The sequence below is a fragment of the Pontibacterium granulatum genome (genome assembly GCF_029961155.1).
GTDB classification, from domain to species: domain Bacteria; phylum Pseudomonadota; class Gammaproteobacteria; order Pseudomonadales; family Balneatricaceae; genus Pontibacterium; species Pontibacterium granulatum.
On record NZ_JASBRH010000031.1, the window covers coordinates 24,905 to 48,370 of the forward strand.

The window sequence follows — 23,466 nt, forward strand, 5'->3', positions numbered from 1 at the left end:
ATGACTTTGTTTTTTAAAGCTTTCTTGCAGAAGCATATCAATTGGATTGTGAAACTTACTCTAATCACTCATCATTAATCAGTCTAATGCATGAGTTGTATTTTTATTATGCGTGAAGTGAATCTTCGTTCGGTCGATCTTAATTTGCTGGTGGTACTGCAGGTGTTGCTGCAAGAGAAGCACGTGTCCCGAACGGCTGAAAGGTTAGCGATGAGCCAGCCTGCAGTCAGCCGGGCGCTGCAGCGATTGAGGGATATGTTTGATGATCAGTTGCTGGTCAGGACCCGTAACGGTTACGACCTGAGCCAGCGGGCTGGGGAGATTCTGCCCCGGCTGAATGGCCTGTTGCAGGAAGCAGGTAGCCTGATTCAACCGCAGGTGTTTGATCCGTCGAGCGCAACCGACACCTTGCGCCTGACCGGATTGGATCTGGAGGTGGCGCTGTATATTCCCAAGCTAACCAAAGCGTTACACGCCGAGGCGCCCAACCTGAAGATCGAGTTAGTCCCGCAAACGGCGGATCACTTTGGCATGTTGGATCAGGGGGATGTGCATTTCAGCCTGACCGGTCTGGCGCCGGACTTTGCTGTCGACCAGTTTCACCGCACGGTAATCGATCGGATGAATTCGGTCTGTGTCATGGACCAGAACAACCCACTCGCGAAGGACATGACGCTGGAGAGCTACGTGCACTCCCGGCATGGGATGGTGTCGATTACCGGCAAAGGGCCTGGCTGGATGGATGAGGTACTGAAATCCATGGGGCTTAGCCGTCGTTTGTCATTACGGCTTTCCAGTTTTATGTCCGTTGCGGATTTCTGTGAGGATACTGATCTGGTCTTTGCTCTACCGGAGCGCCTGGCCGAGCACGTTTGCAAAGACCGGCGGCTGGTGAGGCGACCGCTGCCGAAAGGGATACCAAAGTCCGACATTCGCTTTTATCTCTATTGGCATGAACGCCATCATCACGATCCGATGTGTATCTGGGTACGGCAGAAGATTTCCCAACTCTTTCCGTCTAACTAAGAGTAAATGGCACTAAGGTGTCAGCACTAAAGTACTGATCGAATCATCGTTCCGGGCACTTACAGACACCTTCTTTCTAACCCTTAATGGAACATAGGGTGAGAAAGAAGGTGTTTTTGATGTGTAATTGGGTCAGGCAGTTCCTGTTAACAACTGCATTTTGGGCCGCGGTTCTGCTGGTTATGATGTCCTCCCAGCCAGCAGCGGCAATGGAAAAACCGTTACCGGACAACATGAAGGCATCAATCCAAGCCATTTTCCCCAAGGTGACCCGGCTTGGTGAGCCGGAGCAAAACCCGCCAGTCGTCCCCGTCTACCAGCTCAATGAGCTTTTAGGTTATGCCTTTCGCAGTACCGATCTGAGCAACCTGCCGGGTTTTTCCGGTGATCCCATTGATCTGCTGGTCGGTATCGATACCCAGGGCAAGTTTGTCGGCGTGCATGTGCTTAATCACCACGAACCGATCTTTATGCACGGTCTGGGTGAAGGTCCGATGTTCGATTTTATTTACCAGTACACGGGGCGTTCTGTAAAGGAGCGCATCATAGTAGACAGCCGGCGTGCTGCCAGTGCCGACGAGAGCAGCAACGGTACGGTGTACATCGACGGCGTTACCAAGGCGACTGTATCGGTGCTGGTGATCAACGACATCCTGCTCTCCGTTGCGTTGAAGGTGGCGCGGGCCAAACTGGAGGGCTTTGAGCAGGCAGAGCCGTCCCGTGTAAGGCTGGACCTGTATGAGGCGCTGGACTGGCAACAGTTACATCAACGAGATTGGGTTAGGCGTTGGTCCTTGGCGACAGAGGACGTAGAAAAGGGCCTGGGTGAATCCCTCGCGACCTACCCGGATCTGGAGATCACACCGGTTCGTGGTGAGGATGGGCGCCTGCTGTTCAGCGATCTGTATTATGCGTACCTCAACCCACCCTCCATCGGGCAGAACCTGCTGGGTGTAGACGAGTACACCCGTCTGATGGCCAGTCGTAAGCCCGGTGAACACCTGCTGCTGGTAGCCTCCAACGGGCCGTATCCCTACGTGGAGGAAGACTTCCGGCCGGGTACGGTACCGACGCGCGTGGGGATGAGCCAGAACGGCTTGCCGGTGGATATTCGCGATACGGATTTTCTCGATGACAGCGGATTTCAGTCGGCGCAGGGTCCTTACCTTGAACATGCGCATATCTTCCGCATCAAAGAGCAGGCGGGCTTTGACCCGGCACAACCACTGAACCTGAACTTCAACCTGGATGTGAACCGTAACCACCTGATCAGGGATCAGGCCAGCTTCAGCGACAGCTATGTGTTACCGGAGTATCTGTTTGAGAAGGTGGAAGTGGCTGAGGTCGCTGCACCTGATCCGCTGTGGTTGAGGATCTGGAAGGATCGGGTTGTTGATATTTCAGTGTTGATGATCGCGCTTGTTATCCTGACGGGGCTGTTTATCTGGCAACACCGAATGACCCGGCACAGCACCTGGTTCCACCGCTTCCGCTGGGGATTTCTGCTGTTCACCCTGGGTTTTGTGGGATTCTACACCCAGGGGCAGCTGTCGGTGGTTAACATCTACACCTTACTGCTGGCGCTGGTTGATGGTTTTGATATCACCATCTTCCTGCTCGACCCGATCATCTTTTTGCTCTGGACCTATGTCTTTATCAGCTTGTTCCTCTGGGGGAGGGGATTGTTTTGCGGCTGGCTCTGCCCATTTGGTGTAATGCAAGAGTTGACCTCGAAGGCCGCCAAACTACTCAAGATCCGTCAGCTAAAGATTGCTGAACAGCGCCACCAACTCCTGCAGAAAATCAAATATCTGGTGCTGGTTGTGCTCGTGGGCAGTGCGTTTTATTCACTCAGCGTGGCCGAGCAGTTGGCTGAGATTGAGCCCTTCAAAACAGCAGTGACAATGGCATTTGTGCGCAGCTGGCCCTTTGTTGTGTATACGGCGCTGTTGCTGGCGGCGGGGTTATATATCCATAAGTTCTTCTGTCGCTACCTCTGCCCGTTGGGGGCTGGCCTGGCAATTCTGGGACGCTTCAGCGTGTTTAAGTGGCTTCAACGAAGGAAGGAGTGCGGCGCACCGTGCAAGCTGTGCAAGGTGCGCTGTGAGATCGACTCGATCAATCGTGATGGCTCGATCGATTACGACGAGTGTGTCCAGTGTCTGGAGTGCATCGTGATTCTGAACAACGCGGATCAGTGTGCGATTGAGCTGTCCCAGCAGAAGCAACGGAAATCCAGACGGATCGCCGTAAAGCAGGTTGCGTAGTCGCGGGCTTTTACGAAGCTCTTGTAGTGGCGCTCTGCGACTGCGACGGGTGAATACTCCGCGGAATTCACCGCTATGAATTTGCCCCTTTAATTGTGCTCTGGTGGAGCAGGGTGGTGGTCGGATACAGATTGGTCTCGCCGATCACCATCCGGTTCTGTTGTCACCCCGGATATCGTCTGTCGATGCGCGCATCGCTGTGTGATTGGCTATTGGCCGTCCTTTGGACGGCCTTTTTTGTGGTCAAATCCTGTACGAAAGGCACATTTAACGCAATGAAGTGCACAATCACCCCTATCTAATTTATTTTCAACCCTGATATTTTTTTCTGATCCGATTAAAATCTATGGCATTCCACTTAACATCAGGTTTAAGAGTGATTCCGAATGGGAAGAAGTTTTGAAGTCCGCAAGGCCAGCATGGCTAAAACCCAGGGTGCCCGTGTAAAGGTTAATTCCAAGTACGGTAAAGAGATCTACGTATGCGCTAAGAACGGCGGCGTTGATCCGGATGGCAACCTGGCACTGCGTCGTTTGATCGAAAAAGCCAAAAAAGATCAAGTACCGAGTCACGTTGTCGACCGTGCACTGGAAAAAGCGCAGGGTGGTGGTGGCGAAGACTACCACCCAGCACGTTACGAAGGCTTTGGTCCTGGCGGTTGCATGGTGATCGTGGACTGTCTGACCGACAACAACAACCGTACCATCGGTGATGTGCGCATCTGCTTTAACAAAGCGAAAGCGAAGATGGGGACTCCGGGTTCCGTATCCCACATGTTCGACCACCAGGCGATCTTTGTCTTCAAGAGCGATGACGAAGAGGGCGTGTTGGAAGCACTGATGATGGCGGACGTGGACGTTGCAGATATCGAAAACGAAGACGGTATGCTGACTGTACTGGCGCCGCACACCGAGTTCTTCAAAGCAAAAACTGCACTGGCTGAAGCGTACCCGGATCTCGAGTACGAAATTGAAGAGATCACCTTCATCCCCCAGACTCACACGCCACTGAGCGGTGACGATGTGCCAGTATTCGAGCGTTTCCTGGAGATGCTGAACGACTGTGACGATGTACAGCAGGTTTACCACAACGCTGAGATCGAAGCTTAATCCATAACAGATTAACGCTTAAGAAAACCCGCCCGACGGACTCTGCAAGGAGTTGGTCCGGCGGGTTTTTTGTTTTCTTATCCTGTGTGTTCTATTCGCCCCGAAGTAGTGTTGCATCTGAATGTTGGGCGTCCAATCTGATTGTCCGACGATTGCGTAACAGAGATGTCCCACAACCAGGTGCACTCTGTGATGAAGTCTGCCGATCTTTCAATCTGCAAAGAGGGTTTCTCCCCGGCTATCCACCGTATTCAGGAAGCCGGTGCGCTTGATATTTACAGTCAGCAGCTGAGCAGTATTGATCTGTTGACTGCCAAGGAAGAGCAGGTGTTGGGCCGCAAGATCAACCATCGACTGACTCAGATGCTGGTTTATCTGATTGATTCGGAGTGGGGATTGAACAGCCTGGAAGCAGTGTTGGAAGAGTATCTGGCATTGCATCAGGGACGGAACAGTCTGGCTGCGAAAAAATGGGGGCTGTCTGAAACACCGGAGTATGTAGAAAATCTGGTGGTTACCCTGATAGACACGTTGCGGGTAATGGAGCATTTGGATATGCGTGGGGCACCCGTGGCGGAAACTCTTGCATGGAATCTGGCCGCGCTGGTTACAGCATTGTCGGTTGGCCGCCATAAGCTGGTGGCGTTAATTGAAAAGCCCGATGCCTACCCTCGGGCACCGTATCCGAAACGTGGCTTGCAGCGCTATTTTGATCTGCGAAACGAGTTGGTGCAGCGCAATCTGCGTTTGGTGTATCAGGTGGCGATGAAGTTTCGCCACACGGGAGTCACCTTTGATGACCTGATTCAGGAAGGCAATGTGGGGTTGATTACTGCGGTGGATCGCTTCAACTTCCACCGTGGTTTCCGTTTCTCGACTTATGCCATGCTCTGCATCCAGAACGTGATCAAAGCGGCCTTGCAGAAGCGATACCATTTGATATCCCGGCCGAGCTATCTGCAAGAGAAGCTGGCGAAGATTTGCAGGGCGGAAACGGTGCACATCAATCGCTTCAGAAAACAGGCAAGCTTGGCTTGGCTCAGCGAAGAAACCGGTATCGGTGTTGCTACATTGGAGCGTATCCGGGCGCTTCCCAGATCCAGCTTGTCCCTCAATCAGCCACTACAGAATGTGGAAAGTGACGATCTGGAATTTGATCTGCCGGATAACGGAGAAGATGTCTCTGCGTCAGCACACCAGCAGCAGTTGCGCAGGTTGGTTGAGCGATGTGCTGAACGTTTAAGTAAAAAGGAGTTTCTGGTGTTACGATTGCGCTTTGGCATCGACTGTCGTCGCGAGCACACGTTGCAGGAGGTGGCGGATCAGCTGCGGGTGAGTGTAGAGCGAACCCGGCAACTGCAGAAGGCCGGACTCACCAAATTGCGTGAAGAGGTAGAAGGCTTGGTTAGCCCAAACCTACTTTGATCCCCAGCAGTACCAGACCGCCACCAATCATCCGTTCCAACCCTTTGCGAATCTTGTTCATCCGGTTCTGAATAGTAGGGCGGGACAGCAACAGAATGATGAGGCTGAGCCACAGCGCTTCAGTCACAAGCGGTGTTGCGCCGTACAGGGTCATCATCTGCCAGCCGTGTGCGGCATCAATGATTTGACTGAACAGCGCGATAAACATCAGCAGCAGCTTCGGGTTCAGCAGGCTGACCATCAGGCCACTCAAAAACGGATTGCTCAGGGAAAGGTGGGTGTTACCCTCAGTTTTTGCGTCATTGCCGCCACGGGTGAGCAGGTAGGTGGCACCCATGTACACCAGGTAGGCGCTGCCCAACCAGCGGATCGCATCATACAGTGCCGGTGTTTCGCTGATCAGCGCAGTGATGCCCAGCATGGAGGCAACGACGTGACTCGCCAGACCGAGGGAAAGGCCTGAGACGGTGATAAAGGCGCCTTTGCGGTCGCCTGCCAGTGTGCGACGCAGTACCAGAGCCGTATTGGCCCCCGGAACCATCGCGCCCACAAAACAGATACCCACCAATAACAGCCATTCGCCCATCGTACTACGTCCAAACTTAAGTGATTTGCGGGCAGTGTAGGGCGCAGCGCTGATCAGCTCCAATGACTATTCGGGATAGGGGTTATATCAAATTTGATATAACCTGGTTTGATATAATCTCTTGATTTATTGCAGACAATTAAATTCCGGTTTGATCGTTGTAGGGAATATGCGGGGCACCGGTGCGAATCACGCTGTACAGGGTCTCGCGCAGGTACCGGTGGGCGGGATCTGCCTTCATCCGGTGATGCCAGATCATGTAGTAGGCGCTGCGTCCCACCTCCAGTTCAGATGGCAACGAACGGTAGAGCAGGTTGTAACGGCTGCCCAGGTCGTTGGCGATATGTTGCGGCAGGGTGAGCAGGTAGTTGGACCGCGCCGTGATGGCAAGTGCGGAGTTGATGAAGGGGACGGTGACCTTCAGCTCTCGCTGCAAATTCAGGCGAGAGAGGGCATTGTCCACCGCACGGATCTTATCGCCACCGCCGGTCACGGCCAGATGTTCGGCGGCCATAAAGTCGTCCAGCGACAGGGTTTCCTTCCCTGCCAACGGGTGGTGCTGGCTCATCAGGCAGCAGAAACCGTCTGATCCGACCTGGCGGCCGTAGATGTCATCGGGAACCTCATCCAGATAGCAGCACGCCAGGTCCAGACGCCCCTGACGTAAACTGTCCATCATCGAGGGCTTCCACAGGTGGAAGTGGATACCGATGCCGGGGGCATTGGTTTGTAGCTCCGCCAGGAAGTCCGGCGCCAGTTCCTGAGTCACATAGTCGGTGGACGCCACGTTGAACTGGCCCTGATAGCCGGACGGCTCAAAGCTGTTGGGGATAAACAGCGTTTCCAGTTGGTTCAGCATCGGCGGCAGTTGCTGCCATACGTTTTCACCGCGGGGTGTCAGGTGCATTTCGTTGCCCACCCGCACCATCAGGGGATCGGCAAAGATATCGCGCAACTGCGCCAGGTTACGACTCATGGCAGGCTGGCTGATGTGGGCGCTTTCCGCCGCCTGGGTCACGCTGTGGGTGCGCAACAGGTGGTAAAGTGACAGCAGGAGGTTAAGATTTATCTGCGAAAGTTCCATGCCGCAAGCGTATCAGCTTGGGTCATAACGATAAAGTATTACCCCGGTGTGGAGGTGGTCCTCATAATGGATCGCAGATTTATGAAGATCTCAAGAAAAGGACAGTGCTGTGACATTAGCAACCTGGCTCTCCATCGTAGCAATCTGCATTCTAGGCGCCTTAACTCCCGGCCCAAGTCTGGCGGTTGTATTGCGTCATACGGTGACCAACTCCCGTCAGCACGGTATTGCTGCAGCGATATGCCATGCCGCTGGTGTAGCGCTGTGGGCACTGCTGACGGTAATGGGCCTCGCAATCCTGATTGCGCAGTCGCCAATCCTGTTTAAGGTGATCACCTGGGGGGGCGCAGGGTATCTGGCATGGCTGGGATACAAGGCACTCACCGCGAAGGGTGACAGTGTATTGAACGTTGGTGAGACCGAGCACGTGTCTCGGTGGAAAGCGGGTCTAGATGGTTTGATGATCTCGCTGCTGAACCCAAAGCTGGCGCTGTTTTTTATCGCACTGTTCTCTCAGTTTGTCTCTGCCGAGCAGACGCTCTCCGATCAGCTAATCATGATGATGACGGCAGGTGGTATTGATGGGTTGTGGTATCTGCTGGTGGCGTTGGTGTTCTCCCACTCCAAGGTCCTGACCTATCTGCAAAAACATACGCGGTGGATCGACCGGATTACCGGCGGCATTCTGATTGGCTTGTCGGCCCGCGTGGTGACGTTATCCTGATTTAGTTGTATGTGGTGTATCTATTTGAGTCCTGACATCTGTTGCAGGCTTTCGGTCGCCTGAATTGCACCGCTTTCATATGCTTCGCGATAAAGTGACAGATCGATATTCTGCGAAAGTGTGTCCCACTCACCCGCCATGTAATGTTCTGCGTTAGCCAATACATGGCCGAGGACACCGCTGCGATCGGTGAGGGCGGCAACGATTTCATCGCTCATCGGCAGTCGTTCCAGCAGTACCTCTTTGCTGATTCCCAGCATCGCATGCACCGTGGAAAGCATACCCACTAAAAATGCCGAGCTGGCATTGATGTCGGCGCTGCGCTGCGCAACCCGCTCACACATGTAAGCCGTGGTCAGGGTTTGCAGTGTCAGTTCAGATGGTTTGTTGCTGTTGCTCGACAGGGAAATCAGCGTTGCCCACTTCTTGATCTCGGCAAAACCGATCATCACAATTGCTTGGGCCAGACTTTCAACCTTCTGCACCAGCGCATAACGGGACGAGTTGACGATGCGCAGCAGCTTCAGCGTCAGGCGTGGATCACGCGCGATGATCCCTTCAATATGCTGTGGTGAGGTGCCTGGATCATCCAGTGCGGCCAGCAGCTCAATCAGAACCAGTTCATTATCTGAGATCTTGCGGCCTTCAATCACCTGTGGGCGAGAGAGGAAATAGCCCTGGAACAGCTTGAAACCAAGGTCTACACAGGTCTGAAACTCCTCTTCGGTTTCGATCTTCTCGGCCAGCAGGGTCACCTTAAATGGCTGTAACTGCTTGACCAGTGTGGCCAGGTCATCACCGCGGGTAATGGTCAGGTCCACCTTGACGATATGCGCGAGGTGAAGCAGAGGGGCGTGGGCAGGGCTGTATTCGAAATCGTCAAGGGCGATTCGGTAACCGGCAGATACCAGATGGCGAACTGCGGTGATTACCTCGTCGGTGACTGTAACATCCTCCAGTACCTCAAGTACGACCTGCTTATTGTCGAAGGCGGGCAGGCTATTGCCGCTCAACAAGTCTTCGGTCAGGTTGATAAATACCGGTACCTGACTTTGGTTTCCACGATCAAAAATACTGGTGAAGTGATTGATCAGGACATCGCAGGTTGCCTGGTTACCGTCAAATACGTTAGCGGCTGTCCGGTTTCCCGACGAACGATAGAGGAGCTCATGCGCTACGACCCTCAGCTCGCGGTCGAAGATTGGCTGTCGCGCCATCAGGATATTGGTGGAAGCGTCTTCCATGTGTCACTCGTCATGCCCTGGATTTAGGACATTCAAGCATCGTTCCATATCCGGAGCAACCATTCGTTTTTGCAGCCCGTGCCTGTTGGCCGAAAACTTGATTTAAACAAACCAGAGGTTGTCTTTTACACAGCCGAAGTACTGTTTTCTGGCGTTTTATGGCGACTTCCAACCGCCAGTATCAATCCGAGAATGATGCCGAGGAATGCTGCAAACAGCACACGGTACTCACTGGGCAGCATAAAGGTGAGGGTGTGACAGGGGATCCAGAAAAGTGGAATGGTTTTCTTTAGTACGAAAGACCACAGGCGTTGCCAGTTCATCGCCGCCAGGATCTGACCGATCTGGATCGGATGGACCAGCGCTACCAGTTTGCCCTGATGTGCCGCGATATGCAGATCGGTTATTTTGTGCGCGGTCATCAACCACACGCCGAAGGTTAGGTTCATCGACAGGCTGATGGCAAACGCTACGATCAGCATCTGTACAGACACGGGGCCCTGCAGGGCTGACGCAGCCTGGTCCATTCCCAGTAGGGCCAATGCCATCGGTACGCCGTTCACATAGATCACAAAACAGAGTTTGATAAAGATGCCGAATACGCCCCAGACCACTGCTTTAGGCAGGATGCCAAAGGTCGCCAGGGGGTAGTGGCCGCTGACGATACGTGCCCCCAACAGCTCGCCATAGGTCGCCAACACCGCGAACTTAATAAAGCTCGCTAGCAACGGGTAGCTGTGATTGGTGGCTTTCAATAGCTGTGCGGGGTTCTCGACCCAGATCAGAGGTGAAAACAACAGGACAGAGAACAGCAAAAAAAACAGATCAGATCGCTTTAGCACAGGCACTCACATTCTAGAGGTTGGGTTTCAGGCGCTACGGGTTAAGCGCCATGTCCCTACGGCGATTCGGTTCGGGTGATTGCGAATTGGTGAGCTAACCATGATAGAACTGGGGCTATAAAGATAAAGGCGATCAGCAGCACAACACTTGTGTCCATAAGGAAAGGAATGCTCTGGGCCACGGCAGCACCGGTAATCAGCTGGATAAATCCATCAGGCCCGATGCGGTTTCGGCGGTGCCGGAAGAGCTACTGATCGCCGCCAGTTGGGCATTGGGCTGACTCATACCACGGCCAAAGGTGAGCAACGCCATCGGCAAAAACAGGGTGGTGTAGTACCAAAGGTCCAGCAGAGTGAAGGTCAGCTGGATGGTGCTGATTGGTTGATCCAGGCTCTGTGCCACATCGGGCATCGCGGGGATAAAGGCATTCAGTGCCAGTGGGCTTGCCATAGCAATGCCTGCTAGAAGCAGGGCTGAAGGAGTGGGGAGGCTCTTTGTTGTATTCAGCTGTGGGTACCCGTCCTGGCGCAAGCCGGAGTTATTTCGATGCGCTATTTTAACCCGTAGCAATCCAGGCCGGTTTGGCTATTTGTATACGCGGTGGTCGATTTTAGTATGAGTTCACCGTGTGATGGCGCTCGGATTCGGCCAGTAACTGCGCCAACTCATCCAGAGGTACTGGACGACTGAATAGGTAACCCTGCACCATGTCGCAGTTATAGCGGCGGACAAATTCATGTTGCTCTTCTGTTTCGATGCCTTCGGCAACCACGCGTAGATTGAGGTTGTGCGCCATATCGATGATGGTGCGGATAATCACTTCATCACCGCTGTCCTGACCGATGTCATTTATAAACGAACGGTCAATCTTCAGGGTGTTGATCGGTAAGTTCTTCAGACGGCTCAATGACGAATAGCCGGTACCAAAATCATCGATGGAGACTTCCACGCCTAGTGGACGTAACTGATCCAGATCGTCTTGCAGATGCTCCACTTCCGCTGACAGCATCGCTTCGGTCACTTCCAGTTCCAGGCGATGCCCAGGGAAACCGGTCTCGGTGAGAATGGTGCTGATGCGGTTGTAGATATCTTTATGCATCACCTGGGTCGGTGAAAGGTTCACCGACAGGCTGATGGTGGGGGCGCCCTGAGCAAACAGTGATTGAATCTGTAGGCAGGCATTTTTGCAAACCCAGTCGTCGATGGTGCTGACCAAACCGCAGTCTTCCGCCAGCGGGATAAATTCCTCCGGCGAGATAAAGCCTTCCTCGTCGTCAAACCAGCGAACCAGTGCTTCCACGCCCACCATTTCGCCGTTGTGCACGTTCCACTTCGGTTGGTAATGGATGGTGAAACGGTTATCGCTGATTGCGCGGCGCAGTTTGTTTTCCAGAAGCAGCCGACGCTCGGTAATGGCGTTCATCTCCGGGCTGAAGAAGCTGAACTGGTTGCGTCCGGCTTCTTTCGAACTGTACATAGCCGTGTCGGCGTTTTTCAGTATGGTGGAAGCATCTGCGCCGTTATCAGGGAAGATGCTGATGCCAATACTGGTGGTCACCTGCAGATTGTAGCCCTTCACATGGATCGGATGTTTTACCGCTTCAATCACCTTAGTGGCCACTTCGGCAGCGGCATTGGGTGAGCTGTCGGGCAGCAACAGGGCGAACTCGTCCCCACCCAGCCGCGCGAGGGTGTCACTTTGGCGCAGGCACTGACGCAGGCGGTCAGCCATCTCAATCAGCAGCTTGTCGCCGACTGCATGACCGAGGGTGTCGTTAATGCTTTTGAAACGGTCCAGGTCCAGAAACATGACCGTTAACTTCAGTTCCCTGCGGCTGGCATAGTTGATCGCCGCCTGCAAGTTAGTGTCGAAGGTCGCACGGTTAGCAAGGCCTGTAAGCGTGTCATGGAACGCCTGATGCTCCAGCTGTTCAGTTAGCGCCAGCAGTTCGGAGGTGCGCTCGTTTACCTTGTCTTCCAACTGGCATTGGGCGTCACGTAATTCCTTCTCCGTCTGCTGGATCTGATCAAGCATCTGGTTGAAGTCGTCGGCCAGACTGCCTATTTCGTCATTGGAAAGCTTCTCCGCACGCAGGTCATAGTTCCGGGTATCGGTAATACGGCGTGCAGTGCGAGCCAGGCTCAGGATGGGGCGGGTAACGATCTGTTGTCCTACGTTTGAAAGGACCATCGCGACCAGCAGTGAGAACAGGAACAGGCCAAATACGATGGTCATCCTGTGTAGCTGTTGTTGCTGCCAGTTACCCAATTCTGAGAGCAGAACAATGCTGCCGATCTGCTCACCGTCCAGCTCTATAGGTATTTGTACGAAAAGGGTGCCCGCCAGAGAGCCTTCGCTGGTTGCCTGCGGTGCGATCGGCAGCTTGGCATTGTCGCGGCGGTAGCTGGAGAAGGGTTGCTGATTGTTGTCAAAAAGAACCGCTCCGACTATGTCATGGGTGTTTCTTAACGTAATCAGGGTTCGTTCTGCCGCTTCCGGATCGGAGAATGTCAGTGCCGCGACACTGTTCTGACCAATAATGCTGGCTTGCGCACGCATGCGATCGTAGATGTCATCGCGGGAGCTGATCCAGTCACTGATCGCAAAACCCAGGGTCACCAACGACAATACCGAGCAACTGACGATCATCAGGAGCAACATCAGCTTTTTGCGCAGTGATTGTCGGTTGATACTCATCTTTTCAATGCTCTGTGTTGATAATGCGAGCTAGCTTCAACAGCTCGGAACTCATGGATAAACCGCGTTGTTTCACGTCGCTCAGGTTGACTTCGAAGCCGATCGATTTGCCCTGACGCACCAGGTTCATCGTGACACCCCGGAAAGCGCGGGGGCTGGTGCGCATCGAGGTCAGATCTGCGATCACCAGTGTCGGGTGCTCTGCCTGCGGGGCAGATTCATCTTCAAAGCGAGCGAGTTGAGATTGTGGGACCAGCACAACATCACAGGCCGCACTGTCATTCGCGTGCTCAATCGTCTGGCTCTCAACCAGACGTTTACGGACCCGCTTGCCTTCGATAGAGCTGAACGCCCGTTGCAGGAAGTCCTTACGATAGAAGCAGATACGCAGGGTTTGTGGCCTTAATACGTGTATATCATCGGGCCAGGTAACAAACTTGGCGATATTGAATACGAATGCGGTCTTGATCAGGTTTCGCTTGTAGCCATTAGAGGCTGCATGGCTGGTACCGGGCTGTAGTGCCAGCAGCAAAGTAGCAAACACCACAAGCATATAGCTGCTGTTAATGCGTGTATGTGGTCCCCTAACGCCGCCTTTCTGAGATAAGGTCAGTCTCATAAAGCGCTGCTTTCCCACTTGATGCGCAGCCAGATCTCCCGATCGCTTCGTTCGTTGTTGAACTGAGAGCCGAAGTCCGCAGCTGGATCAAAGACCTTTTCATCAAACAGGTTGTCGATGCCGAAGTAGTAACTTATCTCCGGTGTTATCTGACCAAAACCAAACAGGTTGGCGATAAAATAGGTTTTGGCTTTGTCTTCATCAAAGCTGTTGCTGTCGGGCCTCGCATCGTTATAGACGACGGAGAAGCCGACTGTATGATCCGAGCGGTAGTTGTAATCCAGTTTCAGGCTGCCGCTCCAGGTCGCGAGGTAAGGCAGTTCACCGTCTACGGTATCCGCCTGAAGGTAAGACAGCCCCAGGCGCAGGTTCAGATCATCGGCAGGACGTGCGTTAAACAACGCATCTGCGCCGCGTATTTTGTAGGTATCATCGCTGTTGGCGAAGTATTCGTCTGCATCGTCCGGTGTGGGCACTTCGTGAATAAAGTCGTGTAGATGACTGCGGAACAGGGTGAAACTGAGGTTGGCTTCATCCCATTGGTAGAGATAACCCAGTTCCAGCAGATGGATCTCTTCCGCATCAACTTCGGGTGGCTGGAATGTTGTACCTTCCAGTACCTTCAGGTTTTCACGGAACGTGGGTGTACGGATCGCCGTTCCGTATTGTGCTTTCCAGGTTTGGTGGGCATCCGGCGTATGAACCAAGGCGGCACGGTAGTTAAAGTATCCGTCGAACTGATCGAAGTAGTCGTACCGTCCACCCAGTGTCAGGTTTAAGTCGGGATTGATCTCCCAAACATCCTGCAGAAACATTGCAAAGTTGTTGTTTGCGATACCAGGGGTGTTTAATAGGTTGCCCTTAACCGTTGGGTTTAGAAAGCCATCGCGGTAGTGGAAGAAGCGTTCGAAGTCCGTACGCTCGGCCTCTTCATATTGCCAGCTCACGCCAGCAGCGAAAACATGATCCTGCCAGCGTTTAAGTCCGGTTGCCGAAGCGCCTGCCATGGTGGCGTTTTGATATTCCTGATACCCCAAGGTGCGGGTATTCTGCTCGATCTCGTATTCGCGGGCTTTGTTGTCCCGGTAGTACAACGTGCTTTCCAGACGGCCGGTATCCAGCGAACCATGGTTATAAGAGGCTGACAGTGTCAGGTTACGTTCTTTAACAAATGCATCCTGCGTAGGGGGAATAAACAGAAACGGTGTTTCGTTGCTGTTGTAACCCAGCGCCAGGGTCAGGCCCTCTATCGGCATCGCCTTAAGCTGAAGATTGGTGTAATCCTCGTCCAGCGGTTGCAGTACATCGCCACCGATAAAACTTTTACGGTCTTTGCGAAATGGGGCGTCCTGATCAATATAACTGCCAAATGCCTGGAAGGTTGGTGAGTTATAAAACAGGGTGCCTTTGCCGCGATGATTATCACCCGCTTCCAGGGTGGTTTCCCAGTTGGCCTGCTCGGCAAAGTCACGTGTAGTGATGGAGATAATGCCACCAAAGGCGTTGGCGCCATAAAGACTTGAGGCCGGTCCAAGAATCACCTCAACCTTCTCGATATATTCCAGGGGCAGATTGTCGCCCAGCGAGAAGTGGCCGTAATAGAGGTGCTGCATACGCACGCCATCGACCATCAGCACCATCTTGTCGTTGTAACGATCCAAGAGCCCCCGGGACCAGACAGAGCGGTGACGCTTGCGGTACTGGTTGAGCTGCAAGCCGGGCACAAAAGCCATCAGGTCTTCCAGGCGACGTACGCCAAAACGTTTAAAGTCGTTTCGACTGAACGTGTATAGGGTGCCCGGCGCTTTGCTGGTTTGCGTAGGGACTAAGGATGCTGATTTAAACACATCCATCGCAACCAGCTCTTTGAGCGACATCGTAGAGAAGTCGTCGCTGTCGACTGAAGTCGCTACTACCGGAAATGAGATAGCCAGCAAAGTGCCGGCCAAAGCTAACGTACTGATGGGTGACGTTTGGTACTGCAAGTGTTCACCTTTGGCATTTTTTATTATTTAAGTTGCCTGACGGTATCGAGTATTTCTTAGAAAAGTGAATTAGCGGTTGTTCGCGAAATCTGACTTTTCTATATGTGAACCTAAACAAGCCGGTGCTCGTTAACAGGTTTTAATTACTGTGAGTTTTAGATCCTGTTCGGGCTTATAGCTACCGCAAATTATGGCGATTTGGGCGTAAAATTATAATTAACCGTCGTCGAACATCATTATATTTTTTGTGGATTAAAACAAGAGTTAGCGGGTGATTTTGATGCTTCCAGCTGCGGGAGGGCAGAAAACAGCGCCATCCAGTATGTTTTTTGATCAGGGTGTTCTCTGTTTCAGGGGAAGGGGCTAAACCTGAAACGTATAACGAGACTGCTACCGGGTTGATAGCAGTCCCGAGGTTTGGGGTGATCAGGATGGATCGCGAACGACCAGCAAACGGATCTCGGTCATATCTTCAATCGCATAGCGGATCCCTTCACGGCCCAGGCCGCTGTCTTTCACGCCGCCGTATGGCATATGGTCCACACGCCAGGATGGTACATCGCCAATTACCACGCCGCCCACATCCAGCTCATCCCAGGCCTTCTGGGCTTTGTAGATATCGCGGGTGAAGATACCGGCCTGCAGCCCGAAGTCGGAGTTGTTCACCTCCTTCAGTGCCGCATCAAAATCGGAGAAGCGGGAGAGGATCGCAACCGGACCAAAGGCTTCCTGAGTGTTTACGTCCAGTTCGATTGCCTGCTTACGGCAGCCGCGCAGTGGCGCCTCGTTTGCGGACTCCGACAGAATCATCGTTGGTACGTGGGGGATTTTTGCTGCCAGTACGATTTCGCCCATCTCTCTTTCACCTCATCAGGTTTTTGTCCCACATCTCTATGATGGCTCAGTCCACGGTTCGCTGCCTGAATCAGATGCCGGTGAGACATGCATATTTAATATATTAAATTAATGAAGATGTTATCTAATGTCAAAAGGTCGAAAGCACACACTGTGTTGCTGATTTCGTAACCTTTAGCCTTTAGTCTATGGCCAATGATGCCGATAGGAATTCAGTACCGGTGTTAAAAAGAAGGATTATGGATGGGGGCATTTGATGTCGAGTGCGATCGACCCGACATCAACGGGCGTATTTGGGAAAGGAAGAGAGCGTTTAGGGTTTGAGCTTGCACAACTCGCCGAGTAACTCGTTCAGCAGTTCTAGCTTTTCCTCGGAGATCTGTTCGGCCATCGCTTTATAGCGGGCATCCAGGCGAGGGCTGACGTCCTCAAACATTTGTTTGGCTTCATCGGTCAGACTCAGTAGTACGCGGCGCTGATCGTCTGGTGACTTGCGACGCTGGATCAGGCCCTGTTGTTCGAGGCGATTGATGATACCGGTCAGACTTGGGCTGAGGATGCAGCAACGCTCTGCCAGTTGTTTGGATTCCAGCTCGGTGTACTCGTTGAGGGCTTGGATTACGCGCCACTGCTGTTCGGTTAGTGAGATCTCCTGCAGAATCGGACGGAAAAAACTCATGGTCGCTTCACGGGCCTTGAGCAGTTGCAGGGGAATAGAGTCTTCGAACTTGCGCATAGAGGTTGGGTAATCCTTAAGATGTTATCTGTTGTATTGTCCGGTGATGGTCCGGTTATTTCAAGTGGGGACTTTGGATAACCTAGGCACAGATAATGCTTCAGAAAAAAGTATTAGCAACAACCAAAGAAAGATATTTAGGATGGATCACTTCAAAAGCATGATCTGTCGAGAAGGGGAGGATAAGTACCTTAAGTGATGATGCAGACCCACACGTTGTATGAGCGGATTACCAACGAAGTCCATGCCCGGCCGTTTCAGAAGGTTCAGGCGCCGCTCTATATGGTGCATCTGGCGATAATGTTGCCTAGTGATCAGATGAAACAGGCCGTAGACGCTGCACTGGATATGGCCGTCCGACTGGGTATTGATGCGAAAACATCTGATTCCGGTTTCTTTTTTGTCAGCTCCGCAGAGATGGGGCTGAGGTTTGAACGACACAATGAGTTTTATAGCCTGACGTTGTACCACTTTGGTGCAGAATCTGAAGACGTGCTGGGCGAACGCTGGTTGCCGTTGATCTCGGGTGACCTGTTACCCGGTGAAATGCTGGTGGGGGCCGAAATTCTGTTCCGCCGCCGACGGGAAGATCCACTGGCTTGGTGTCGCAAGTATTTCGGTAAGCGGGACTTCGCCGCCGAGCAGTTTGGTGACCGCCAGTTGGCGGGATCAGACGTGATGAGTGGTGGTGCTACTCTTTGGACTGATTTTGCCGTACGCGAAAAGACCGGGCTTGTTAGGGTCTTGGTAGAGGACCGTGCCTTGCAGCCGTTCCAGGCGGGGCGTTTGTTGCAACGTATCTGTGAGATTGAAACCTACCGCCACATGGCGCTGCTGGCGCTGCCGTTTGCCCAGCGAGCGATGCCACTGATCACCGAATTGGACAAACAGCTTTCAGATATCACCCATCGGATGACCGGGGATCATCAGGAACAGTCATCGGAAGTATTGCAGGAGCTGATGACCCTCGCCGCTCGGGTGGAAGAGTTATCTGCAGACACGGCCAACCGGTTCTCTGCCAGTGATGCCTACTTTGCGTTGCTGGATACCCGGTTAAATGAGCTGCGTCAGGAGCGTATCGAAGGTCTGCAAACTATTACCCAGTTTATGGAGCGACGTCTGGAACCTGCACGCCGCACCTGTCAGGCGGCTGGAAAGCGTATTGAGCACTTGTCCAAACGTATTGCACGGGTGAGTGAGTTGATCCGGTCCCAGGTAGATCTGTCGATCGAACAGCAGAACCGTGATCTGTTGGAAGCGCTGAACGGTCGCGCTCGTCGTCAGCTGCGGCTACAGGCAAAGCTGGAGAGCTTCACTATCATTGTTGTGACGTATTACGCTTTCGACCTGATTGAGCGAACTATACGAAATACAGTACCGGGGAATAGCCTACGTGATGATGTGTTGATGGGGCTGAGCTTTTCCGTACCACTTATTGCCGGCGTCCTCTGGCTCTATGTACGCCAGCTACTGAAGGGGTATGACGAGGAAGACTGAGTTAAATCAGCCTCAAACGTATCGAGATTGGCATCGTAAATTATTTCGTGATCTGCTCATCAGAAACTCCTTGATAATCAAGATCATGTTGGTATACTGCGCGCCTATCTTGAGTTGTCCAACTCTGGATGAGGCTTTTTCTAAGCCGTGTTGTGGTGGCCCTGCTGGTCCTCCCGCAACGATAAACCGTGAATCTGGTCAGGCCCGGAAGGGAGCAGCCACAGCGGTGGATTCGTGTGCCGGGATGTGGCTGGTGGGGTCACCCCCAGTTTATCTAACTGGTGTCCCTTTCACTATATACCTGCATAAATTGCGAATAAGCTTGCACAATTTGCAGTATAAGGCTGCATAGACTATTTTTTGTAGTAAAGCTACAGATAGGGCCGCAGTCTATGTATCGGCGCAATCTCAAGTATTCCCGCGTAAAAAACCTCTTCAAATTCGCTAGTCCTAAAATGGATAACGTGTTGGTCGTTGAGTCTGCGCTTGAATATGACGCTTGCTTTCACTTTGAGTACTCTCCAGATATTGTTGCTTTTGAAGCGCAGCCAGAGGGCTTCTACTATTCATTTTGTGGTAAGCGATTGCCTTACACTCCGGACTTTCGCGTCTATGACCGAGTAAATGGTGTCCGCTACATTGAGGTCAAGCCTGCGTCGAAAACACTTAAACAGGTATTTAGAGATAAGTTTTCAGCTCTGCAGTCGACGGCAAATGAACTGGGGGTGCCTCTAATTCTTGTCACCGAGAGACAGATTCGAGTAAGTCCTATACTGAATAATCTCAAACTACTACACCGCTATTCAGGGATCCAAAGCCTAACTCCTCTTCATTTCAAGCTATTGGATCTGGTTAAGTCATCAGGAATGGTTCGAGTACGCAATCTTATTGAGGCTACCAACGAATCAGAAGGAGTTGTGCTAGCCTCGACTCTTACGTGGCTATCAATCGGCAAGTTGAAAGCCGATCTGTCAAGTGAAGCTTTGAGCCGAGATTCTCTCGTTTGGTGCTAATGATGGCCGACCAGAAACCTCCATCACAAGGGCTATTCGAGGACGAGTTTGTCCGCGAAATAGCTTCAGACAGCGTATTGAGAAATGAAATATCGGACGTACCATCGCCTCCACCTTCAGAGTGTATTAACAGGAGGAAAATTGAAGGTTCCCTAGATACATACTCACAAGAAGAACTTGATGAAGCTTTTAGGCGTTTGAGTTATATAAAATGGATTCAGAAGAGTAACAAAGCTGGCTGGACTGAAAAGAACCTTAATCCTCTTCTTGCTAAGGTACCTGAGCATCTCAAGGGGCCCGTTCCTAAGTGGAGGACAATCGCCGAATGGCGAAGTAGTTATGAAAAAGCAGGTCGATCTGTGGAAGCATTGGTTCCACAGCATAGGAAAAAAGGGAATAGGAACCAGAAGGTAGTTAACGATAGCGTTTATTATTGGAAAGCAGTAGAAGAAAAATACATGCGCAAAGAACGTATGTCTATAGCGAGGGTTTATAGGTACTACGTTGACTTGATAACGATCACGAATAAAAATTTGGTTGAAGGGCGAATTAAGCCTATTAGTAAGCGGGCATTTTATGACCGAATTAATAAGCTCCCACCTTATAAAGTAGCTGTTGCCCGATATGGGAAAAACTATGCTGACCGACACTTTAGAGAAGTGGGAGTCCATGTTCCAAGCACTAGGGTTCTTGAGCGAGTCGAAATTGACCATACGCCATTAAACCTGATCCTCTTGGATGATGAGCTACATATTCCTTTAGGCAGGCCATATTTAACAGCGCTGATTGATTCGTATAGTCGTTGTATTGTTGGTTTTTACATTGGATATAGAGAGCCAAGTTATGACGCTGTCCGTAAAGCTCTACTAAACGCTATGCTGAGGAAGGAGTGGGTTAAAAACAAGTACCCGGCGATTAAGAAAGATTGGCCATGTTCTGGGAAGATAGAGGTTCTGGTTGTTGATAATGGAGCGGAATTTTGGAGTAAAGATCTAGAAGATGCTTGTAACGCTGTCGTTGGAGACGTTCAATACAATCCAGTTGCTCGCCCATGGCTTAAACCACTTATCGAACGTTTTTTTTCGACAGTCAATCAAAAGCTACTAAATTCTATTCCTGGAAAAACATTTTCTAATGTTGTTCAGCTCAAAGACTATAAACCAGAGCAAGATGCGGTGATGCGGGTGTCAACGTTTATGGAAGTTTTTCATAAATGGATAATTGATGAATATCACTTCGAGCCGGATGAACGAGAGACACGAATACCAATCTGGACGTGGAATGACGGTGTCGCTATGTATCCGCCTATTCAGTATGATGGATTAATGTCGGATAGGTTAATAATAGAATTAGGAATGGTTCGTGAACGAACGCTGAGGAAAACAGGAGTACAATTTTTAGGAATATACTACTCAAGTCCGGAGCTTTCAGAGTATAGGAAGAATGCTCCATCCAGTGGTGGAAAGGAAAATCTTAAGGTTAAAGTTAAAATAAATCCGTCCAATTTGTCTTGTGTCTATGTATACCTTGATAAGGAGGGCCGTTATATTCGGGTTCCAAGTGTTGACTCTACCGGCTACACAGAAGGACTGACTCTGTTCCAGCATCAGACGAACCGGCGTGTTGCGCGTCTACTTACTCGATCTAGATTAGAATTAGAGCACTTAGCAGAAACGCGAGCATTCATTGATAAGCGTATTAAAGATGATGATTTCTGGGGCAGGAAAACAAAAGCGTAAGAAGCTCAAAGGGGCAAAGGCTGTTGCTAGGCGTCAAAATATCGGTAGTGATGGTCCGTACACCATAGTACCCCAGGTAAATGAGCCTGTAGGTGATTCACAGGTATTTGGCGAAGAGACTCCTTCAAGTAAGCGTGGTGGAAAAGATATTGATGAGATATTGGAAGAATGGGACTCGTATGTATCTAAGTTGGATGCATACTGATGTTACGCCTCAGTGCAGAGCAGCTAGCTGATCTTAGTGCTTTTAAGAGCTGTTTTGTTGAGCGTCCGATAATCACACAGATTCTGAGTGATTTCGATCGTCTGCGTACATATCGCGAGCTCGGAGGAGATCAGCAGTGCATGTTATTAACCGGGGACACTGGGTCCGGAAAGTCCCATCTCATCAATTACTATAAAGAACGTTTTCATAAACATCAGATAGGAAATGTGTTGACATGCCCTATCTTGGTTAGTCGTATTCCTAGTAGGCTCGATCTTGAGCAAACCATGATCCAACTGTTATATGATTTGGGGCAGTTTGGGAGCGATTATCGTAAGCGTCGAAGCAATGATATTGGATTAACAGAATCATTAGTGGCGTTACTGAAACAGTGCCAGACTGAGCTCATAATTATCAATGAATTCCAGGAGTTGATTGAATTTAAGAATGCAAAATCAAGGCAAGCTATAGCTAACCGTTTTAAGTACATCAGTGAGGAGGCCTGTGTTCCGATCGTTTTTGTTGGAATGCCATGGGCGGAATGCATAACTGAAGAACCGCAGTGGGCATCGCGATTGATCTTTCGACGCCAATTACCATATTTTAAGCTTTCAGAGGATTTGGAAGAGTTTGTACGCTTCCTTAAAGGTTTAGCTCTAAGGATGCCGTTTGAGGTGACGCCACGGATAGAGGATAAGCGGATTGTGTTTCCTTTGTTCTACGTAAGTAGAGGAGAGATCCGAAAGCTCAAGCATTTGCTAAACGAAGCAGTAGCCATTGCTCTTGAATTGCGGGCTGAAACCTTGCTGCCTGAGCATCTTTTCTGTGCGTTTTCTCTTTTTTATCCCGGCGAACAAAATCCATTCGGGCAAGACCCTTCCAAATTGAAATTCTCAGAAGTGAAGTGTTACTCAACTTATAATGCAAATGCTGTTGCGGAAGCAGAAGCTTTAGTCGCGACAAGGTTTACAGAGGGGATGTCGTTGACTCAACTACTGAAGAAGTGAACGGTTAGATCTATTGAATCGCCATCAGTTATTACCGGTGGAGTATGAAAATCGCAACGAGGAGCGGCTGGTGAGTGTCTACAGTGAATTATTCCGACTTAAGCAATCCACATAAGCGAGGACCCGAGCACGTTTCTCATAACATTATGAAACCATATCAAATAACTGCCCCGCACTAAGGATCGTAAACCGCCCGCTTTTCCTTTGGGTGTCTATCCAAATCTGATTGCCACCAATGATTATCTGCTTAACAGCAAGGTGTCCGCTTACCACCACATCAATATCACAGATATGATCAATGGCCTGTCCCATCTTGGCCTTTGATGCATGGGCAAAATTCCAGACGACGTATTCAATGCCAGCATCGTCTCGAATTAATGTCGTCTCTTTCCAGGTATCCAAAGCGGTACTATGTACAACACCGATTTGTCGAGAGTGATCGATTTGTGCAGTTATCGTTAACGGCATTGCCCGCGTAATAAGATCGCTTAATAGCTGTAGTACAGGTTCAGAATAATCATCAACCCACTCTCCACCGTTTGCCATATGTAGATGTTTGACTGAGTCATTGTGCTGAGCAGCCTGAAACATCAATTCATGGTTGCCCAAGGTAGAGTGGAACCAGGATTGATTGAGGAGGTTCAAACATTCAATCACTTCTGGGCCACGGTCGATCAGATCCCCTACGCAGATCAGGCGGTCATGACTGTAATTGTAAACCTCCCCTAAAATAGCGGCATCCACATTTAGAGTTCTCCGGCGTACACTACGCCAATACGGAGAGCTAACAATGAAGAAATCACG

Annotated in this window: 19 protein-coding genes, 1 other RNA gene and 1 pseudogene; 10 read left to right on the plus strand and 11 right to left on the minus strand. The window is 51.1% G+C overall.

From position 1 onward, the window contains the following. The first annotated feature begins 108 nt into the window (after window positions 1-108). The 4 genes from QKW35_RS19190 (at window position 109) to QKW35_RS19205 (ending at window position 5,827) form a co-directional block, all read left to right on the plus strand. The gene (locus QKW35_RS19190) at window positions 109-1,026 is read left to right on the plus strand and encodes a LysR family transcriptional regulator (protein WP_282355735.1); all 918 of its coding nucleotides are present in this window, start codon (window positions 109-111) and stop codon (window positions 1,024-1,026) included. 119 nt (window positions 1,027-1,145) lie between these two features. Continuing rightward, on the plus strand, window positions 1,146-3,293 hold the full coding sequence (locus tag QKW35_RS19195; RefSeq protein ID WP_282355738.1) for a NosR/NirI family protein: 2,148 nt from the start codon (window positions 1,146-1,148) through the stop codon (window positions 3,291-3,293). A gap of 386 nt (window positions 3,294-3,679) precedes the next feature. After that, the gene (locus tag QKW35_RS19200) at window positions 3,680-4,402 is read left to right on the plus strand and encodes a YebC/PmpR family DNA-binding transcriptional regulator (protein WP_282355739.1); all 723 of its coding nucleotides are present in this window, start codon (window positions 3,680-3,682) and stop codon (window positions 4,400-4,402) included. 192 nt (window positions 4,403-4,594) lie between these two features. Further along, window positions 4,595-5,827 carry a sigma-70 family RNA polymerase sigma factor gene (locus QKW35_RS19205; RefSeq protein WP_282355741.1) on the plus strand — a complete coding sequence of 411 codons (1,233 nt, stop codon included), beginning with the start codon at window positions 4,595-4,597 and terminating at the stop codon, window positions 5,825-5,827. On the opposite strand, the gene QKW35_RS19210 is transcribed toward QKW35_RS19205, so the two are convergent. Further along, complete coding sequence (locus QKW35_RS19210; protein ID WP_282355742.1) at window positions 5,808-6,413, minus strand: LysE family translocator; 606 nt, start codon at window positions 6,411-6,413, stop codon at window positions 5,808-5,810. The genes QKW35_RS19205 and QKW35_RS19210 overlap by 20 nt on opposite strands. 139 nt (window positions 6,414-6,552) lie before the next feature. Beyond that, window positions 6,553-7,497 (minus strand): LysR family transcriptional regulator, encoded by a 945-nt coding sequence (locus tag QKW35_RS19215; protein WP_282355743.1) that lies wholly within the window; start codon window positions 7,495-7,497, stop codon window positions 6,553-6,555. A 109-nt stretch (window positions 7,498-7,606) separates the two neighbouring features. Here QKW35_RS19215 and QKW35_RS19220 point away from each other — a divergent pair, with 109 nt between their 5' ends. Then, window positions 7,607-8,221, plus strand: coding sequence for a LysE family translocator (locus QKW35_RS19220; RefSeq protein WP_282355745.1), 615 nt, complete (start codon window positions 7,607-7,609; stop codon window positions 8,219-8,221). A 20-nt stretch (window positions 8,222-8,241) separates the two neighbouring features. On the opposite strand, the gene QKW35_RS19225 is transcribed toward QKW35_RS19220, so the two are convergent. The 8 genes and pseudogenes from QKW35_RS19225 to hpaR all read right to left on the minus strand — a co-directional run bounded on the left by QKW35_RS19225 (window position 8,242) and on the right by hpaR (window position 17,201). Further along, a complete protein-coding gene (locus QKW35_RS19225; protein WP_282355748.1) occupies window positions 8,242-9,465 on the minus strand; it encodes an EAL and HDOD domain-containing protein in 1,224 nt (407 codons plus the stop codon). A 125-nt stretch (window positions 9,466-9,590) separates the two neighbouring features. Next, entirely contained in the window at window positions 9,591-10,307 is a 717-nt protein-coding gene (locus tag QKW35_RS19230; protein ID WP_282355751.1) for an Mpv17/PMP22 family protein, read from the minus strand. A 196-nt stretch (window positions 10,308-10,503) separates the two neighbouring features. Beyond that, the gene (locus QKW35_RS19235; RefSeq protein ID WP_282355753.1) at window positions 10,504-10,758 is read right to left on the minus strand and encodes a hypothetical protein; all 255 of its coding nucleotides are present in this window, start codon (window positions 10,756-10,758) and stop codon (window positions 10,504-10,506) included. A gap of 160 nt (window positions 10,759-10,918) precedes the next feature. Next, on the minus strand, window positions 10,919-13,006 hold the full coding sequence (locus QKW35_RS19240) for a putative bifunctional diguanylate cyclase/phosphodiesterase (protein WP_282355756.1): 2,088 nt from the start codon (window positions 13,004-13,006) through the stop codon (window positions 10,919-10,921). A gap of 4 nt (window positions 13,007-13,010) precedes the next feature. After that, window positions 13,011-13,625 carry a YfiR family protein gene (locus QKW35_RS19245; protein WP_282355757.1) on the minus strand — a complete coding sequence of 205 codons (615 nt, stop codon included), beginning with the start codon at window positions 13,623-13,625 and terminating at the stop codon, window positions 13,011-13,013. Next, window positions 13,622-15,610 (minus strand): TonB-dependent receptor plug domain-containing protein, encoded by a 1,989-nt coding sequence (locus tag QKW35_RS19250; RefSeq protein WP_282355759.1) that lies wholly within the window; start codon window positions 15,608-15,610, stop codon window positions 13,622-13,624. Before QKW35_RS19250 ends, QKW35_RS19245 begins: the two co-directional genes overlap by 4 nt. A gap of 426 nt (window positions 15,611-16,036) precedes the next feature. Further along, a pseudogene (locus QKW35_RS19255) lies at window positions 16,037-16,342 on the minus strand (aldehyde dehydrogenase family protein); the annotation flags it as partial. Window positions 16,343-16,778: 436 nt separating this feature from the next. Next, entirely contained in the window at window positions 16,779-17,201 is a 423-nt protein-coding gene (gene hpaR / locus QKW35_RS19260) for a homoprotocatechuate degradation operon regulator HpaR (protein WP_282355760.1), read from the minus strand. 198 nt (window positions 17,202-17,399) lie between these two features. Between hpaR and QKW35_RS19265 the strand changes: the two genes are divergently transcribed. From QKW35_RS19265 to QKW35_RS19285, 5 genes are all read left to right on the plus strand, one after another. After that, window positions 17,400-18,698: a DUF3422 domain-containing protein gene (locus tag QKW35_RS19265; RefSeq protein ID WP_282355769.1), complete on the plus strand. Its 1,299-nt coding sequence runs from the start codon at window positions 17,400-17,402 to the stop codon at window positions 18,696-18,698. A 162-nt stretch (window positions 18,699-18,860) separates the two neighbouring features. Then, an RNA gene (gene ffs / locus QKW35_RS19270) (signal recognition particle sRNA small type) lies at window positions 18,861-18,957 on the plus strand. A 133-nt stretch (window positions 18,958-19,090) separates the two neighbouring features. Further along, window positions 19,091-19,711, plus strand: a complete 621-nt coding sequence (locus QKW35_RS19275) for a TnsA endonuclease N-terminal domain-containing protein (RefSeq protein WP_282355762.1) — start codon at window positions 19,091-19,093, stop codon at window positions 19,709-19,711. Window positions 19,712-19,713: 2 nt separating this feature from the next. Then, window positions 19,714-21,450, plus strand: a complete 1,737-nt coding sequence (locus QKW35_RS19280; RefSeq protein ID WP_282355764.1) for a Mu transposase C-terminal domain-containing protein — start codon at window positions 19,714-19,716, stop codon at window positions 21,448-21,450. A 204-nt stretch (window positions 21,451-21,654) separates the two neighbouring features. Next, window positions 21,655-22,662: a TniB family NTP-binding protein gene (locus QKW35_RS19285; protein ID WP_282355766.1), complete on the plus strand. Its 1,008-nt coding sequence runs from the start codon at window positions 21,655-21,657 to the stop codon at window positions 22,660-22,662. A 144-nt stretch (window positions 22,663-22,806) separates the two neighbouring features. Here QKW35_RS19285 and QKW35_RS19290 read toward each other — a convergent pair. Then, on the minus strand, window positions 22,807-23,466 hold a 660-nt coding region (locus tag QKW35_RS19290), incomplete at its 5' end, for a metallophosphoesterase (protein ID WP_282355768.1).

What these genes read in the sequence shown, in the direction of transcription:
- QKW35_RS19190 (WP_282355735.1), top strand. Translation starts at nt 109, where the DNA reads ATGCGTGAAGTGAATCTTCGTTCGGTCGATCTTAATTTGCTGGTGGTA.
- QKW35_RS19195 (WP_282355738.1), top strand. Translation starts at nt 1,146, where the DNA reads ATGTGTAATTGGGTCAGGCAGTTCCTGTTAACAACTGCATTTTGGGCC.
- QKW35_RS19200 (WP_282355739.1), top strand. Translation starts at nt 3,680, where the DNA reads ATGGGAAGAAGTTTTGAAGTCCGCAAGGCCAGCATGGCTAAAACCCAG.
- QKW35_RS19205 (WP_282355741.1), top strand. Translation starts at nt 4,595, where the DNA reads ATGAAGTCTGCCGATCTTTCAATCTGCAAAGAGGGTTTCTCCCCGGCT.
- QKW35_RS19210 (WP_282355742.1), bottom strand. Translation starts at nt 6,413, where the DNA reads ATGGGCGAATGGCTGTTATTGGTGGGTATCTGTTTTGTGGGCGCGATG.
- QKW35_RS19215 (WP_282355743.1), bottom strand. Translation starts at nt 7,497, where the DNA reads ATGGAACTTTCGCAGATAAATCTTAACCTCCTGCTGTCACTTTACCAC.
- QKW35_RS19225 (WP_282355748.1), bottom strand. Translation starts at nt 9,465, where the DNA reads ATGGAAGACGCTTCCACCAATATCCTGATGGCGCGACAGCCAATCTTC.
- QKW35_RS19235 (WP_282355753.1), bottom strand. Translation starts at nt 10,758, where the DNA reads ATGGCAAGCCCACTGGCACTGAATGCCTTTATCCCCGCGATGCCCGAT.
- QKW35_RS19240 (WP_282355756.1), bottom strand. Translation starts at nt 13,006, where the DNA reads ATGAGTATCAACCGACAATCACTGCGCAAAAAGCTGATGTTGCTCCTG.
- QKW35_RS19245 (WP_282355757.1), bottom strand. Translation starts at nt 13,625, where the DNA reads ATGAGACTGACCTTATCTCAGAAAGGCGGCGTTAGGGGACCACATACA.
- hpaR (WP_282355760.1), bottom strand. Translation starts at nt 17,201, where the DNA reads ATGCGCAAGTTCGAAGACTCTATTCCCCTGCAACTGCTCAAGGCCCGT.
- QKW35_RS19265 (WP_282355769.1), top strand. Translation starts at nt 17,400, where the DNA reads ATGATGCAGACCCACACGTTGTATGAGCGGATTACCAACGAAGTCCAT.
- QKW35_RS19275 (WP_282355762.1), top strand. Translation starts at nt 19,091, where the DNA reads ATGTATCGGCGCAATCTCAAGTATTCCCGCGTAAAAAACCTCTTCAAA.
- QKW35_RS19280 (WP_282355764.1), top strand. Translation starts at nt 19,714, where the DNA reads ATGGCCGACCAGAAACCTCCATCACAAGGGCTATTCGAGGACGAGTTT.
- QKW35_RS19285 (WP_282355766.1), top strand. Translation starts at nt 21,655, where the DNA reads ATGTTACGCCTCAGTGCAGAGCAGCTAGCTGATCTTAGTGCTTTTAAG.